Raw genomic sequence first — 15670 nt, 5'->3', positions numbered from 1 at the left:
AAGCCGCGCGAGCCCCGCGGCCCGGGTGGGGCGGCGGGGCTCGGCGAGGGTGGGACGAGGGATCAGCCGGCGGCGGAGACGACCGGGGTGCCGGAGGCGATGCCGTCCGCCTCCATCTGCGCGGCGATCTTCAGGGCCTCTTCGATCAGCGTCTCGACGATCTTCGATTCGGGCACGGTCTTGATGACCTCGCCCTTGACGAAGATCTGGCCCTTGCCGTTGCCGGAGGCGACACCGAGGTCGGCCTCGCGGGCCTCGCCGGGACCGTTGACGACACAGCCCATGACGGCGACGCGCAGCGGCACCTCCATGCCCTCCAGACCGGCGGAGACCTGGTCGGCGAGCTTGTAGACGTCGACCTGGGCGCGGCCGCAGGAGGGGCAGGAGACGATCTCGAGGCGGCGCTGCTTGAGGTTGAGGGACTCCAGGATCTGCAGGCCGACCTTGACCTCTTCGGCGGGCGGCGCGGACAGCGAGACCCGGATCGTGTCGCCGATGCCCTCGCTGAGCAGCGCGCCGAAGGCGACGGCCGACTTGATGGTGCCCTGGAAGGCGGGGCCGGCCTCGGTGACGCCCAGGTGGAGCGGGTAGTCGCACTGGGCGGCCAGCTGGCGGTAGGCGTTGACCATCACGACCGGGTCGTTGTGCTTGACCGAGATCTTGATGTCGCGGAAGCCGTGCTCCTCGAAGAGGGAGGCCTCCCAGAGCGCGGACTCGACGAGCGCCTCGGGGGTGGCCTTGCCGTACTTCTGGAGCAGGCGGCGGTCCAGGGATCCGGCGTTGACGCCGATGCGGATGGGCGTCCCGGCCTCGGAGGCCGCCTTGGCGATCTCCTTGACCTTGTCGTCGAACTGCTTGATGTTGCCGGGGTTGACGCGGACCGCCGCGCAGCCGGCGTCGATCGCGGCGAAGACGTACTTCGGCTGGAAGTGGATGTCCGCGATGACCGGGATCTGGGACTTCTTCGCGATGACCGGAAGTGCGTCGGCGTCGTCCTGGGTGGGGCAGGCGACCCGGACGATCTGGCAGCCGGAGGCCGTCAGCTCGGCGATCTGCTGGAGCGTCGCGCCGATGTCGGACGTCCGCGTGGTCGTCATCGACTGCACCGAAACCGGTGCGTCTCCGCCCACGGCGACCGAACCGACGTGGATCTTGCGGCTGACGCGGCGGTCGGCGAGCTTGGTCGGTACGTCCGGCATTCCCAGCGCAATGGCAGTCATCTGGCGAGCAACCCCAAGGTGTGGATCAAGGTCCCGAATTCGGCGGGCTCCGGCTTCCGAGATTACGGCACAAGGGTTGCCGCAAGCACATCGCGCCCCTGAGGCCCCCCGAAAGGGGACGGCCGGGCGCCTCCAAACGCCGTGGAGGTGCCCGGCCGTCGCCAAACCCGATTTCCGGCCGGAAAAGCCGTCGGACAGGGGCGCCGTCAGGTCAGTTTCACCGGGTTCACCACGTCGGCGACCAGCACCAGCAGGGTGAAGCAGATGAAGATCCCGGCGACGACATACGCGACCGGCATCAGCTTGGCGACGTCGAAGGGGCCGGGGTCGGGCCGCCGGAAGACCTTGGCGAAGGCGCGGCGGATGGCCTCCCACACGGCGCCGGCGATATGGCCGCCGTCCAGCGGGAGCAGCGGCAGCATGTTGAACAGGAACAGCGAGAGGTTGAAGCCGGCGACCAGGAAGAGCATGGTCGCCACCCGCTGCTCCGGCGGGATGTGCAGGGAGAAGACCTCGCCGCCGACCCGGGCCGCGCCGACCACGCCCATCGGGGAGTCCTGCTTGCGCTCGCCGCCGTTGAACGCGGCGTCCCACAGGTCCGGGATCTTGGCGGGCAGGTGGACCAGCGAGGAGACACCCTGCTCGACCATGTTGCCCATGCGGTCGACGGACTGGCCGAAGGACTGCTGGACGACGCCGCTGGCCGGGGTGAAGCCGAGGAAGCCGGCGGTGACGAACTCACCCGGGACGTAGCCGCCGTGTCCGTCGGTCTTGGCGACCTTGTTCTCTATCAGGTCGGCATGCAGGGTCGTACGGGCACCATGCCGCTCGACGACGATCGTGGCGGGCCCGGTGGTGTCGCGGATCTGCCCCTGGAGGGTGTCCCAGTCCGGTACGGCGTGCCCGTTGAAGGAGACGATCTTGTCGCCGGCCTTGAGGCCCGCGGCCTTGGCCGGGGAGTCCTTGGCGGTCTTCGGGCACTTGTCGGTCTTGGCCGAGGCCGAGATCACACAGTCGGAGACGGACCCGACCTGCGTCGTCTGCGTATTGATGCCGAAGCCCATCAGCACGCTCATGAAGATCACGACCGCGAGGATCAGGTTCATGAACGGCCCGGCGAACATCACGATGACGCGCTTCCAGGGCTTACAGGTGTAGAACAGCCGGTTCTCGTCGCCGGGCTGGAGCTCCTCGAAGGCCGCCGAGCGGGCGTCCTCGATCATGCCGCGGAACGGCGAGGTGGAGCGGGCCTGCAGCTTCCCGTCGTCGCCGGGCGGGAACATCCCGATCATGCGGATGTAGCCGCCGAGCGGGACGGCCTTGATGCCGTACTCGGTGTCGCCCTTCTTGCGGGAGAAGATCGTCGGCCCGAAGCCCACCATGTACTGCGGCACGCGGATACCGAACATCTTGGCCGTGGAGAGGTGGCCGAGTTCGTGCCAGGCAATGGAGAAGAGCAGGCCGACGACGAAGACGACTATGCCGAGGATGGTCATCCAGGTCGTCATGCGCGAACCTCCGAAGGTGTCCGTGCCGCACGGGCGGCCAGTTCGCGGGCGCGGGCGCGCGCCCAGGTTTCCGCCTGCAAGACGTCCGCCACGGTCAGGGAGGTTCCGTTGGCGGGCCGGCCGTGCTCGGCGACCACTTCCGCGACCGTATCCACAATCCCTGTGAACGGCAGCCCGCCGTTGAGGAACGCCGCCACGCATTCCTCGTTCGCGGCGTTGAAGACGGCGGGGGCGGTGCCGCCGAGATCACCCACATGGCAGGCGAGCGGGACGGACGGGAAGGCCTGCGCGTCGAGCGGGAAGAACTCCCAGGTCTGGGCCTTCGTCCAGTCCACGCCGGGTGCGGCGTCCGGGACGCGCTCGGGCCAGCCCAGGCCCAGCGCGATCGGCATGCGCATGTCGGGCGGGCTGGCCTGGGCCAGGGTGGAACCGTCGGTGAATTCCACCATCGAGTGGATATAGGACTGCGGATGGACCACGACCTCGATGCGGTCGAAGGGGACGTCGAAGAGCAGATGCGCCTCGATGACCTCCAGGCCCTTGTTGACCAGGGTCGCGGAGTTGATGGTGACGACCGGCCCCATGGACCAGGTGGGGTGGGCGAGGGCCTGTTCGGGGGTCACGCCGGCCAGTTCCCGCTTCGTACGGCCGCGGAACGGGCCGCCGGAGGCGGTGACGACGAGCTTGCGGACCTCGGCGCGTTCGCCGCCGGCCAGCGCCTGGAAGAGCGCGGAGTGCTCGGAGTCGACGGGGATGATCTGGCCCGGCGCGGCGAGGGCCTTGACCAGCGGGCCGCCGACGATCAGCGATTCCTTGTTGGCCAGGGCCAGCACCCGGCCGGCCTTCAGGGCGGCGAGGGTGGGGGCGAGGCCGATGGAGCCGGTGATGCCGTTGAGGACCGTGTGGCAGGGGGAGGCGGCGAGCTCGGTGGCGGCGTCGGGGCCCGCCAGGATCTCGGGCAGCGGCTCCCCGGTGCCGTAGCGGGCCGCGAGGGCCTCGCGCAGGGCGGGGACGGCGTCCTCCCGGGCGACCGCGACCGTGTGCACCCGCAGCAGATGCGCCTGCTCGGCGAGCAGGTCCACCCGGCCGCCGGCCGCCGACAGGGCGGTCACCCGGAAGCGGTCGGGGTTGCGCAGCACGATGTCGATCGCCTGCGTGCCGATCGAACCGGTCGAGCCGAGGACCACGATGGGGCGGGGGCCGTCCGGGTCGCCGAGGCCGTCGGCGGCCGGCTCGAAGCGCAGGTGCGGATGTGCGAGGGAGTCCGTCATGTGGTCCATTGTTGCCGGTCGGCGGGGCGCCTCGTACGGGGGACCCGGAGGCCGCCCGTACGAGGCCGCGGGCCGGCCGCCTCAGCGGATGGGCCGGCGCACGTTGTCCTTCGCGCTGGGGCCCGGGGTGGCGTCCGCGATCCAGGGGCCGTCGCCGCTGGGGTCGATGGCGCCCTCCTCCAGCCAGGTGTAGCTGCCGCCCAGGACACCGTTCACGATCTTGCGGTCGAGGTCGTCGGTGTTGGTCCACAGCCGGGCGAAGAGCTCCTCGACGCGGATCCGTGACTGGCGGCAGAAGACCTCGGCGAGCTGACGGGCCTCGCGGCCGTGCTCGCCGCTCAGCCGCAGATGCTCGGCCCGTACGCAGGCGGCGCTCATCGCGAAGAGTTCGGCGCCGATGTCGACGATCCGGCCGAGGAAGCCCTGTTTGGTCTCCATCCGGCCCTGCCAGCGGGACATCGCGTAGAAGGTGGAGCGGGCGAGCTTGCGGGAGGCCCGTTCGACATACCGCAGATGCGTGGCGAGTTCGCCGAACTCCTGGTACGTACGCGGGAGTTGGCCGGGTCCGGCGACGAGCTTGGGCAGCCAGCGGGCGTAGAAACCGCCGGCCTGGAAGGCGGCCCGGCCCTTGTCCGCCAGGGATTTGTCGGGGTCGATGAGGTCGCCGGCGACGGACAGATGGGCGTCGACGGCCTCGCGGGCGATCAGCAGATGCATGATCTCCGTGGAGCCCTCGAAGATCCGGTTGATGCGCATATCGCGCAGCATCTGTTCGGCGGGCACGGCGCGCTCGCCGCGGGCGGCGAGCGAATCGGCGGTCTCGAAGCCGCGGCCGCCGCGGATCTGCACCAGCTCGTCGGCCATCAGCCAGCCCATTTCGGAGCCGTAGAGCTTGGCGAGGGCGGCCTCGATGCGGATGTCGTTGCGGTTCTCGTCGGCCATCTGCGAGGAGAGGTCGACGACGGCCTCCAGGGCGAAGGTGGTGGCCGCGATGAAGGACACCTTGGCGCCCACGGCCTCGTGCCGGGCGATCGACTTGCCCCACTGCTCGCGGGCCGCGGACCACTCCCGGGCGATCTTCAGGCACCATTTGCCGACGCCGACGCACATCGCGGGCAGCGAGAGGCGGCCGGTGTTGAGCGTGGTCAGGGCGATCTTGAGGCCGGCACCCTCGGGGCCGATGCGGTGCGCGGCCGGGACGCGTACCCGGTGGAAGCGGGTGACGCCGTTCTCCAGGCCGCGCAGGCCCATGAAGGCGTTGCGGTTCTCGACGGTGATGCCGGGCGAGTCGGCCTCGACGACGAAGGCGGTGATGCCGCCCTTGTGGCCCTCGGAGGCGGGGACGCGCGCCATCACGACGAGCAGATCGGCGACCACGCCGTTGGTGGTCCACAGCTTCACGCCGTCCAGGACGTAGTCCTCGCCGTCGGGGACCGCGGTGGTCGCCAGCCGGGCCGGGTCGGAGCCGACGTCCGGCTCGGTGAGCAGGAACGCCGAGATGTCCGTGCGGGCGCAGCGCGGCAGGAAGGTGTCCTTCTGCTCCTGGGTGCCGAAGAGCTTCAGCGGCTGCGGCACGCCGATGGACTGGTGCGCGGAGAGCAGCGCGCCGATGGCGGGGCTGGCGGTGCCGGCCAGCGCGAGGGCCCGGTTGTAGTAGACCTGGGTGAGGCCGAGGCCGCCGTGCTTGGTGTCGATCTTCATGCCGAGCGCGCCGATCTCCTTGAGGCCGCGCAGCGTCTCGTCGGGGATCTGCGCCTCGCGCTCGATCCGGGCCCCGTCGACCTCGGTCTCGCAGAATCGGCGCAGCGTGGCCAGGAACTTCTCACCGCGCCGCACATCGTCGGCCGCCGGGGTGGGGTGCGGATGGATGAGGTCGAGCCGGAAGCGCCCCAGGAACAGTTCCTTGGCGAAGCTGGGCTTCCGCCAGTCCTGCTCGCGGGCCGCCTCGGCAACCTGCCGCGCTTCGCGCTCGGAAACCTTGCGGATGGACGGAGCGGTCATCAGGAGCTCACCTCGCCGCGGTCGGGAGTGCAGCATCGGCCGCCGGGCAGTGCGTCGGTCGGCCGCCGGACAGTGCTACTTGTGAGGGTTACCCGATCCGTGGGGGTTGCACCAGTGGTGCCGCGGGGAACTGCCGGGCGGGCGGACGGGTATCCGCCATGGGCCATCTGGGGTGCGGCGCCGGCCGCGCGGCGGGCCGCGCTATCCGCCGTTCGGGGGGTGGGGCGTACCGCGCCGGGAGTACGCGCGGCCCCGGCTCCACCCTGAGGTACAGGCCGGGCTCCGTCTCAGACAGGAGGAGCGGGGTGCATCGCGCGCCGTACCGTCGAACTCCGGCATGACGGGGGCCGGCATGCCGGGGGGCAATGGGGGACGCGGCGCGCTCCGGAACAGGGTGCCGGAGCGCGCCGCGGCCTGGGGCCGGCGCCGGGGGGTGCGCCGGCCGGAGCCTGGACGGCAGTACGGCCCAAGGGATGGCCGTCGCTGTCCACCAATCCAGGCCGGTCGGTGACTGCTGTGTTCGGTTTCGGTTACAGCGCCAGGCCGGTCAGGACCAGCACCCGCTCGTAGGTGTAGTCGTCCATCGCGTACCGCACGCCCTCGCGGCCGACACCGGACTGCTTGGCGCCGCCGTAGGGCATCTGGTCGGCGCGGTAGGACGGCACATCGCCGATGATCACGCCGCCGACCTCCAGGGCGCGGTGGGCGCGGAAGGCGGTGCGGGTGTCGTGGGTGAAGACGCCGGCCTGCAGGCCGTACTTGGAGTCGTTGACCGCGGCGAACGCCTCGGCCTCGCCGTCGACCTTCTTGATCGTCAGCACCGGGCCGAAGACCTCTTCGGTGGCCAGCGTCGTCCCGGCGGGCACGTCCTCCAGGACGGTCGGCGCGTAGGAGGCGCCGTCGCGCTTGCCGCCCGCGAGCAGCTTCGCGCCGCGCTGTACGGCCTCGTCCACCCAGTCCTCGACGCGCTTGGCGGCGGCCTCGTTGACCAGCGGGCCGACCTCGGTGGCGTCGTCCGACGGGTCGCCGGTGACCTGGGCGTTGACGGCCGCGACGATCTTGGGGACCAGGCGGTCGTAGACGGAGGCGTCGGCGATGACCCGCTGCACCGAGATGCAGGACTGGCCGCCCTGGTAGTTGGAGAAGGTCGCGATGCGCTGCGCGGCCCAGTCCAGGTCGGCCTCGGAGGCCCAGTCGGCGAGGACGACGGCCGCGCCGTTGCCGCCGAGCTCCAGGGTGCAGTGCTTGCGCGGCACCGAGTCGAGGATGTCGTAGCCGACCTTCTCGGAGCCGGTGAAGGAGATGACGGGCAGCCGCTCGTCCTTGACCAGGGCGGGCATCGCCTCATTGCCCACCGGAAGGATCGACCAGGAGCCGGCCGGCAGGTCAGTGTCGGCGAGCAGCTCGCCAATAATGAGCCCGGAGAGCGGGGTGGCGGGGGCGGGCTTGAGGATGATCGGGACGCCGGCCGCGATGGCCGGGGCGATCTTGTGGGCGCACAGGTTCAGCGGGAAGTTGAACGGCGCGATGCCCAGGACCGTGCCGCGCGAGAAGCGGCGGGTCAGGGCCAGGCGGCCGGCGCCGCCCGCGTCGGTGTCCAGGCGCTGGGCCTCGCCGCCGTTGAACCGGCGGGCCTCCTCGGCCGCGAAGCGGAAGACGGAGATGGCCCGGCCGACCTCGCCGCGCGCCCACTTGATGGGCTTGCCGTTCTCCGCGGAGATCAGCTGGGCGATCTCCTCGGTGCGCTCCACCAGCTGGCGGCCGACGTGGTCGAGGGCGGCGGCCCGCACATGGGCGGGGGTCGCGGCGAGCTCGTCCTGGACGGCGACGGAGGCGGCGATGGCCTCCTCCACCTGATCCTGGGTGGGCACGCTCACCGTAGCGACATGACGTCCGTCCCAGGGGGAGGTGACATCGAAGGTGGCGTCGCCGGTGGTCTTGCGGCCGGCGAGCCAGAAGGCGGTGGGGGCTGCAGCAGTGTTCGGCACAGTGGATCCCGGCCCTTCCCAAGTGGTGGTGTGATGCATATGGCGCCGCATACGGCTCCGCTGCACCCACGGTAGGGGCGCGGCGGCGTCGTGGCGTTTGTCCGAACCGGAGCAATCGGTGTGCGGGTCTCTCCGTGGTGGAGGGGGCGCCGGGGCCGGCGGCGCCGTCGTGTCACTCCTCCGGAGGCGTCGACGTGGCCTTGAGCGCCAGCCACAGCTCCATGCGGACATCCGCATCGTCCAGCGACCGGCCGAGGATCTCCTCCACCCGCCGCATCCGGTAGCGCAGCGTATGGCGGTGGACGCCCAGGTCGGCGGCGGCCGCGTCCCACTGGCCGTGCCGTGCGAGCCAGGCGCGCAGCGAGGCCACGAGATCGCCGCGCCCGGTGGCGTCGTGTTCGCGCAGCGCGCGCAGCAGCCCGTCCGCGAAGGCCCGTACGGCGTCGTCGGCGAGCAGCGGCAGGACGGATCCCGCCGCCACGTCCTCGTGCTCGACCAGCGCCCGGCCGCGGCGGCGGGCGACGTACAGCGCCTGTTCGGCCTGGCGGTAGGCGTTCGCGGCGGCGATCGGGCCGGTCGGCGCGGACAGCCCGATCGTCGGCCCCTCGCCGCGGCCCGCCTCGCCGCGCGCCGGGCGGCCGCGGGGCCGGGACGGCGCCCCGGAGCGGGCCTCGGCCTGGGCGGCGAACTCGGCGCAGGCCGCGGCGGCCGCACCGCCGTCCGCGACCAGCACGATCAGCCGGGTGCCGTCCGGGACGGCGAGCACGGCCTCGCCGGTCCTGGCGGCGGCGGAGTCCATGGCGTCGGCCAGCGCATCGAGTACGGCCGGGGTGGCGGCGCCCGCCGACGGGGCAGGCGGCTCGTCGTCGGCGGCCACCGGCTCGGCCACCACCACCCGGAACGGGGCGTCCAGCAGCCCGCCGTAGAGGCGTCCCGCCACCGCCCGCGCATGGTCCGGCTCCCCCGCCAGCAGCATCTTCAGCACCGCCGCGCCGAGGCGCTGCTCGGCGTCCTGCAGGGCGCGGGAGCGCTCCGTGGTGAGGGTGAGCAGGGCGACGGCGGAGTGCACGGCGTAGCGTTCGGCGGTCCCCAGCGGCGCCCCGGTCCCCACCGCGAGCACGCCGCGCGCCCGGCGCCCCGTGCCCAGCGACTGGAGCTCGACCCGGTCGTCGCCGTCCGTGTCGCTGACCACCGAGCTGGCGGGCGCGGGCCGCTCCCGCAGCCGTCCCACGTCGTCGGCCAGCCGGGCCGCCCGCCGGGCCGCCCAGTCGGGGGCGGCGGCCACCACGGACCCCGATGCGTCGTACAGCGCGGCCCAGCCGTCCAGGTGCGCGGCGAGCCGGGCCAGCAGCTCGGCCGGCCCCTCGGCGCTCAGCGCGGCCCGGGTCAGCTCCCGCTGCGCCTCGAATCCGGCGGTCACCGCGCGATACTGGTCGGCGGCGACGGCGGCCGAGACGGCCTTGCTGATGGCGATGAAGGGCGTCCGGCGGGGCACCCCGAGCAGCGGCAGCCCCTCCTGCCGGGCCGCCTCCACCAGCGCCTCGGGGATTTCCTCGTAGTTCACCCCGACGGCGAAGCCCAGCCCGACGACGCCCGCCTGCGCCACCCGCCGCACATACCGGCGGCTGGCCTCCGCGTCCTCCGCGTCCAGCTTGAGCGCGGTGATCAGCAGCAGCTCGCCGCCCTCCATGTACGGCACCGGGTCGATCAGCTCGCTGGCATGCGCCCAGCGCACCGGAACGTTCAGCCGGTCCTCACCCGCGAGCACGGTCAGCTTGAGCGCGGTGTGGTTGACCAGGGAAGCGAGGGTGTGGGGCATAGGACCTTCGATTGACCTTCGATGACGACGGGAGCCGACGGCCGCCCTGGGGAGCCTTGCGCCGCCCCGTATGAACGACCGCTTCCGATTCTGCCTCAGCGGAGGAATACCGGGGACCGTTCGGGCGGAACGGCGCCCTCGGAACGCAGAAACGACAAGAAGGACACCGACAAGGAGGACAACGGCAAGAAGGACACCGGCAACACTGCGCTATAGGACGTCACCCGGCGGATGCGGCAAACACCGCCCGGCGACTGCTCCCCTCCCTCACTCCCTCACTCCCTCACTCCCTCACTCCCTCACTCCCTCACTCCCTCACTCCCTCACTCCCTCACTCCCTCACTCCCTCACTCGCTTCCCCGCTCCCTCACCCCCGCAGATCCACCAGCACCGGCGGCGCATGCTCGCCCTTCACCGAGGTCACCGAGAGCACCGCATGTCCCGCCGGTACGGAGTTGGCGAGGTCCGAGGCGGACCAGCGCTCCCGCTCGACGGTGCGGACGGTGACGGCCTTGGCGGTGGCCGCCTTGCCGGTGACCAGGTGGCGGAAGATGTGGAACGCCTTGCCCGCGGCGCTCTCCGCGATGATCTGGCGGTCCGTCACATCACGGGTCTCCACCCACTCCTTGCCCCACACCTCGGCGAACCGCGCCCCGTCCCAGGTCGTCACGCCCGCGAAGGCCATCCGGCAGCCGACCGCGCCGAGCAGCGCGCTGCGCAGCGCGTCGGGGACATCGTCCAGCGAGCGCAGGGTCAGCACGGCGCCGGCGTTCGCCGAACGCAGCCGCTGGAGGCCGCGCAGCGCTTCGGCGGTGATGGTGTGCGCCGCCTCGTCCAGCACCAGACAGGCGAAGAGCGAGCGGTCGGTGCGGGCCACCGCGCACTCGGTGAACTGCGCCAGGACCAGCCGGGCGAGGATCCGTGAGGCCTCCGCGTGACCGCGTTCGGGCAGTTCGATGCGGACCCGCAGCGGGTGGTCGAGGGCGCGCAGGGAGACCTGGCGGGTGCCTCCGGTGGGGTCGAAGAAGTCGGCGAAGGCCGGGCGGTCGAGCAGCGCGATGCGGTCGGCGAGCAGGACGCCCACATCGCCGGCGCGCTCCGACTGCCGCGCCCGGGCGTCCAGTTCGCGCAGCAGGGTCTGCTCCCCCGTGTCCTCCAGGGCGGCGCGCAGCGCGCCCATCGCCTCCGGCGCGCCGTCCAGCAGCTCACGCAGCTCGGGGACGGCGGGGAAACGGTCGTGGGCGGCCCGGAAGGGGCCCAGCAGCTGGGCCAGCGCCGTCGCGGCGCGGCGGCTGTCGCCACCGGGCAGCTGCCCGGCGAGGTCGCCGACCAGCGCCTCGGCGAGGATCCCGGCCGCCTCGTCGGGGTCGGTGGTGCCGCCGTAGAGGTCGAGATCGCACTCCGGGTCGGGACGGCCGATCTTGACCACCACGTCGAAGGCCTCGTCCGGTCCCAGATCCGGACCGGCCGGTCCGACGGCGATGACCGCGCACTGCCCGGCCAGCGCCTGGAGGCACATCGACTCCACGACCGGCTTGACGACCCGGGTGGTCTTGCCGCTGCCCGCGGGTCCGACGGCGAGGAGGGACGTGCCGAGCACGGCCGGTTCCAGGGCACAGCCGACGCCGCGGTGCCGGTACGGGTTGCGTTCGTGGTCGGCGGCGGTGCCGATCCGTACCTGGTAAGCGAGCAGGTCGTGGTCGGCGGTCCGGCGGGTCAGATCGCGCCGCCCGGAGGGGTGCGCGCAGGCCGCGGCGCCCTGCCGCAGCACGGTGTCGGTGAAGGAGGCGACGGAGTTCTTGCCGGACCGTACCGAGCGCCAGGCCCGGTCGATCCTGGCCACGTCCACATCGTTCATCCGCCCGGCGCGGGCCTCGGCGGCGAGTTTGTCGGCGGCGTCGGGGGCGCCATGGGCGCGCAGCTCGGGCCATTGGGCGGGGTCGGCGGCGGGCTGGGGGGTGGGGGCGGACGGCGCGGGGCGCAGCCGCCGCACGAGCGGCATCAGGAAGCGGCGGCCCAGCTCGGGCCAGCGGCCCAGACGGCCGAAAACGGTGACCAGGAGGGCCAGGAACAGTCCGTAATAGATGTAGCTGGCCCAGACATAGGCCATCGGGTCGCTGCCGTCCCGCCAGGAGTCCGGCGTGAGCAGCAGCAGCGGCCACATCCAGTAGGTGCCGAGGTAGCCGTTCCACAGCAGCGACCACAGCAGCCAGCCGCACAGGAACGAGATCAGCGCGCCGCTGACCAGCTGGCGGCCGGGGATCCGCTCGGGCTCCTCGGCGGGCCGCGGCCGGTGTCCGTACGTCCAGACGCCGGGTCCCGCCGCCGCGCGCGGCGTGCGGAGCCAGCCGAGCAGCGGCGGCTCCCCCACGGCGGCAGCGCCGGGCGGGGTCGCGGGCACGGCCGGCGGGGTGGGCGGCGCGCTGGGCCGCGGCGGCGCGTCCGGCGGTGCCGTCGGCCGCGGGACCAGTTCGGAGCGGGTGTTACGTGCGTCCTGCGTGCCCTCGGTATCCATCCGCTGCCCTTGTCCCCCTTGAGCCGTCACCTGCTGCCGCCGCTCAATCTACTGGCCGTCCGCCGTCGCTATGTCCGGTGCGGACAACGCAACACGCACACTTCTCCCGAACGGAACATGCCGACGCCGGGCCACCGGCCCTAACCTGCGAGAACAAGACCTCTGTACAACCCTGTACGTCCCCGTCCAACCCAGGAGACTGCCATGACCGAACTGTCCGGTGGCCCGGCCCTCCCCCAGGAACGTCGCATCGTCACTGCGATCCCTGGCCCGAAGTCGCAGGAGCTGTGGGCCCGTAAGCAGGAGACCGTGGCCGGCGGCGTCGGTGCGGTGCTGCCCGTCTTCATCAAGCGCGCCGGCGGCGGTGTCCTGGAGGACGTGGACGGCAACTCCCTGATCGACTTCGGTTCCGGCATCGCCGTGACCTCCGTCGGCAACAGCGCCGAAGCCGTGGTCCGCAAGGCCACCGCGCAGCTGGCCGACTTCACCCACACCTGTGCGATGGTCACGCCGTACGAGCCGTACATCGAGGTCTGTGAGGCGCTCGCCGAGCTGACCCCGGGCGACCACGCCAAGAAGTCCGCGCTGTTCAACTCCGGCGCCGAGGCCGTGGAGAACGCCGTCAAGGTGGCCCGCGCCTACACCAAGCGCCAGGCGGTCGTCGTCTTCGACCACGGCTACCACGGCCGTACGAACCTCACGATGGCGCTGACCTCGAAGAACATGCCGTACAAGAACGGCTTCGGCCCGTTCGCCCCCGAGGTCTACCGCGTCCCGGTCGCCTACCCCTACCGCTGGCTGACCGGCCCGGAGAACTGCGCCCAGGAGGCCGCGGCCCAGGCCATCGAGCAGATCAACAAGCAGATCGGCGCGGACAACGTCGCGGCGATCATCATCGAGCCGGTCCTCGGTGAGGGCGGCTTCATCGAGCCGGCCAAGGGCTTCCTGCCCGCCATCGCGAACTTCGCGAAGGAGAACGGCATCGTCTTCGTCGCCGACGAGATCCAGTCGGGCTTCTGCCGCACCGGCCAGTGGTTCGCGTGCGAGGACGAGGGCATCGTCCCGGACCTGATCACGACGGCCAAGGGCATCGCCGGCGGTCTGCCGCTGGCCGCGGTCACCGGCCGCGCCGAGATCATGGACGCCGCGCACGCGGGCGGCCTGGGCGGCACCTACGGCGGTAACCCGGTGGCCTGCGCCGCGGCGCTCGGCTCCATCGAGACCATGCGCGAGCAGGACCTCAACGGCAAGGCCAAGCACATCGAGCAGGTCATGAAGGCCCGCCTGACGGCCATGCAGGAGAAGTTCGACATCATCGGTGAGGTCCGCGGCCGCGGCGCGATGATCGCGATCGAGCTGGTCAAGTCCGGTTCCAAGGAGCCGAACGCGGAGACCACCGGCGCGCTCGCCAAGGCCTGCCACCAGGAGGGCCTGCTGGTCCTGACGACCGGTACGTACAGCAACGTGCTGCGCTTCCTGCCGCCGCTGGTGATCGGTGACGACCTGCTCAACGAGGGTCTGGACATCATCGAGGCGGCGTTCGCCAAGCTCTGAGCGAGTGCGGACCCGCGATGACCACGGCGCGGCCCGGGACACGGCAGGATCCGTGTCCCGGGCCGCGCCCGTTCTCCCCACACGTTCTCCCCACACGTTCTCCCCGCCCGTTTTCCCGCACCCTGTGCGCTGGGGCGTACACGTGGAGTGGGAAGTGCGGCGTGAAGAAGATGTGGGGGGCCGATGGCGGCAGGGTGATGCGCCTGTCAGGTGTGCCCCCGGTGCCGTACGGTTTTGGCAGATGAGTGAAACACCCCGTCCGCAGGGGACTGCGGGCGATGCCCGGTCGGCGCTTCCCCGGCTCCGATCAGGCCGTGCCCTCGCGCACAACACCGGAACTCCCGCTCTGCGGGGCTCCGGGAATCCTCACCGATCGGATGTCCGCCCGCCCCATACCCCCCGGGGCGCGCGGGACACCGGTCAGCTCGGCCGCCTCGGAACCACCCCCCCTGTTCCGAGGCGGCCGACCCTTTTTCCCTCTCGTTTTCCCTCCCGCTTCCTCGCCCGCTCGGTCCCTGCCGTCGCGGTGCCGCTCTTTGCCGTGATCAGTTGGCAGGTGGCCGGCCATGGGCCGCTGCGCACCGTCGACGAACGGGTCGGACGCGCGGTGGCCGACGGTGTCCTGCCCGCCGGGCCGGCGGAGTTCTTCGCCGATCTCGGCAATACGGCCGTCGCGCTGCCGGTGCTGCTGGCCGTGGTGGCATGGGCTGCCTGGCGCGGGCACCGGCAGCGGCGTCCGCGGGATGCGGCGGGCGCCGGTCCGGTGCGCTGGTGGCTGCCGCCGCTGGCCGCCGCGCTCGCCCTGGCCGCGGTGCCCGCGCTGGTCGTCCCGCTCAAGCTGTGGTTCGCGCGGCCGGGGCCGCCGCAGACGGCGGGCGGCGCCCACGACGGTTTCTACCCGTCGGGGCACGGCGCCACGGCCGCGGTGGCGTACGGGGTGGCCGCGCTGCTGCTGATCCGGAGACCGAGGCGGCCCGGCCGCCGGGCTCGCGCCGCCCTGGTGGCCGGTGTCGTCCTGCTCAATGCCGGGGTCGGCCTCGGGCTGGTGCGCCGGGGCTATCACTGGCCGCTGGATGTGGTCGGCAGCTGGTGTCTGGCCGGGGTGCTGCTGTCGGTGTGGTGGGCGGTGTGCGCGCGGTGGGCGCGGTACGGGACGCGGCGGGCGGAGCCGTAGCGCCGTGGGGGCGTCGCGGCGCGCTCCCTCATCGCTCCCCCGTCGCCCGTGCGGCCGCCGCCTCGTGCAGGGCGAGTTCCAGTACGAACGGGTCGGTGAGCGTGCCGCTGCCGTCCGGCGGCACCAGCCAGCGGACGCCGCCGCGGGCCCGGCCCGGGAAGGGGGTCACGATCCAGCTGCCGCGGCCGGCGCCCCGTACGCCGGTGCCCAGCCAGCGGCCGGTGGTGCCGGGCGGTACGAAGAAGCCGGTGCGGGAGTCCGCGGAGCCGGCCAGGACCGGGCCGGGGCGGGTGAGGACGCGGCGGAGGACGGCGAGGGCCGGGGCGCCGAGCGTGCCGTCGACGATCAGTACGTCCCAGAGCCGGCCGGCCGGCAGGAGCGCGACGCCGAGCGGGTCGCGCTCCCACTGCCACCGGCAGGCCCCGGGGTCCGGTGCCGCTGCCACCAGCCAGTCCACTGCGTTGTTCGCCGCCGCGGCGCTCATGTCGTCCCTCGCTTCCCCGGCGGCCCGCTCGGGCGGCCGTCTCCGGGAGGAAAGACGGCACGGGGACCGGGTCCTTACACGGCTGGCGGGGGCGTTCGCGGACACACAGGGGGCGCGCAACTCCTGGTCGCCCGCC

10 protein-coding genes are annotated in these 15670 nt (G+C 72.5%); 2 read left to right on the top strand and 8 right to left on the bottom strand.

Annotated features, from left to right (window positions below; translation table 11 throughout):
• Positions 1–62: 62 nt before the first annotated feature.
• The 7 genes from ispG to AC5677_RS28235 form a co-directional block, all read right to left on the bottom strand.
• A complete protein-coding gene (gene ispG, locus AC5677_RS28265; RefSeq protein WP_497190723.1) occupies positions 63–1220 on the bottom strand; it encodes a flavodoxin-dependent (E)-4-hydroxy-3-methylbut-2-enyl-diphosphate synthase in 1158 nt (385 codons plus the stop codon).
• Positions 1221–1426: 206 nt separating this feature from the next.
• Positions 1427–2728 carry a M50 family metallopeptidase gene (locus AC5677_RS28260; protein WP_497190722.1) on the bottom strand — a complete coding sequence of 434 codons (1302 nt, stop codon included), beginning with the start codon at positions 2726–2728 and terminating at the stop codon, positions 1427–1429.
• On the bottom strand, positions 2725–3999 hold the full coding sequence (dxr, locus tag AC5677_RS28255) for a 1-deoxy-D-xylulose-5-phosphate reductoisomerase (protein ID WP_497190721.1): 1275 nt from the start codon (positions 3997–3999) through the stop codon (positions 2725–2727). Before dxr ends, AC5677_RS28260 begins: the two co-directional genes overlap by 4 nt.
• A gap of 81 nt (positions 4000–4080) precedes the next feature.
• Positions 4081–6000, bottom strand: a complete 1920-nt coding sequence (locus AC5677_RS28250) for an acyl-CoA dehydrogenase family protein (RefSeq protein ID WP_497190720.1) — start codon at positions 5998–6000, stop codon at positions 4081–4083.
• A gap of 530 nt (positions 6001–6530) precedes the next feature.
• Positions 6531–8027, bottom strand: a complete 1497-nt coding sequence (locus AC5677_RS28245; RefSeq protein WP_497190719.1) for an aldehyde dehydrogenase family protein — start codon at positions 8025–8027, stop codon at positions 6531–6533.
• 133 nt (positions 8028–8160) lie between these two features.
• Complete coding sequence (locus tag AC5677_RS28240) at positions 8161–9807, bottom strand: PucR family transcriptional regulator (protein WP_497190718.1); 1647 nt, start codon at positions 9805–9807, stop codon at positions 8161–8163.
• 367 nt (positions 9808–10174) lie between these two features.
• Positions 10175–12322: an ATP-binding protein gene (locus AC5677_RS28235; protein ID WP_497190717.1), complete on the bottom strand. Its 2148-nt coding sequence runs from the start codon at positions 12320–12322 to the stop codon at positions 10175–10177.
• Positions 12323–12526: 204 nt separating this feature from the next.
• Between AC5677_RS28235 and gabT the strand changes: the two genes are divergently transcribed.
• Both gabT and AC5677_RS28225 read left to right on the top strand, forming a co-directional pair.
• Positions 12527–13876, top strand: a complete 1350-nt coding sequence (gene gabT / locus AC5677_RS28230; RefSeq protein ID WP_497190716.1) for a 4-aminobutyrate--2-oxoglutarate transaminase — start codon at positions 12527–12529, stop codon at positions 13874–13876.
• A gap of 541 nt (positions 13877–14417) precedes the next feature.
• Positions 14418–15050, top strand: a complete 633-nt coding sequence (locus AC5677_RS28225; protein ID WP_497190715.1) for a phosphatase PAP2 family protein — start codon at positions 14418–14420, stop codon at positions 15048–15050.
• Positions 15051–15078: 28 nt separating this feature from the next.
• Here the strand turns inward: AC5677_RS28225 and AC5677_RS28220 are convergent, their stop codons facing one another.
• A complete protein-coding gene (locus tag AC5677_RS28220) occupies positions 15079–15534 on the bottom strand; it encodes a bifunctional DNA primase/polymerase (RefSeq protein WP_497190714.1) in 456 nt (151 codons plus the stop codon).
• Between the last annotated feature and the right edge of the window lie 136 nt (positions 15535–15670).

Source organism: Streptomyces sp. JLSY215, from assembly GCF_059682825.1.
The sequence above is the reverse complement of the archived record's forward strand: the minus strand, read 5'-3'. Positions and strand labels throughout refer to the sequence as shown.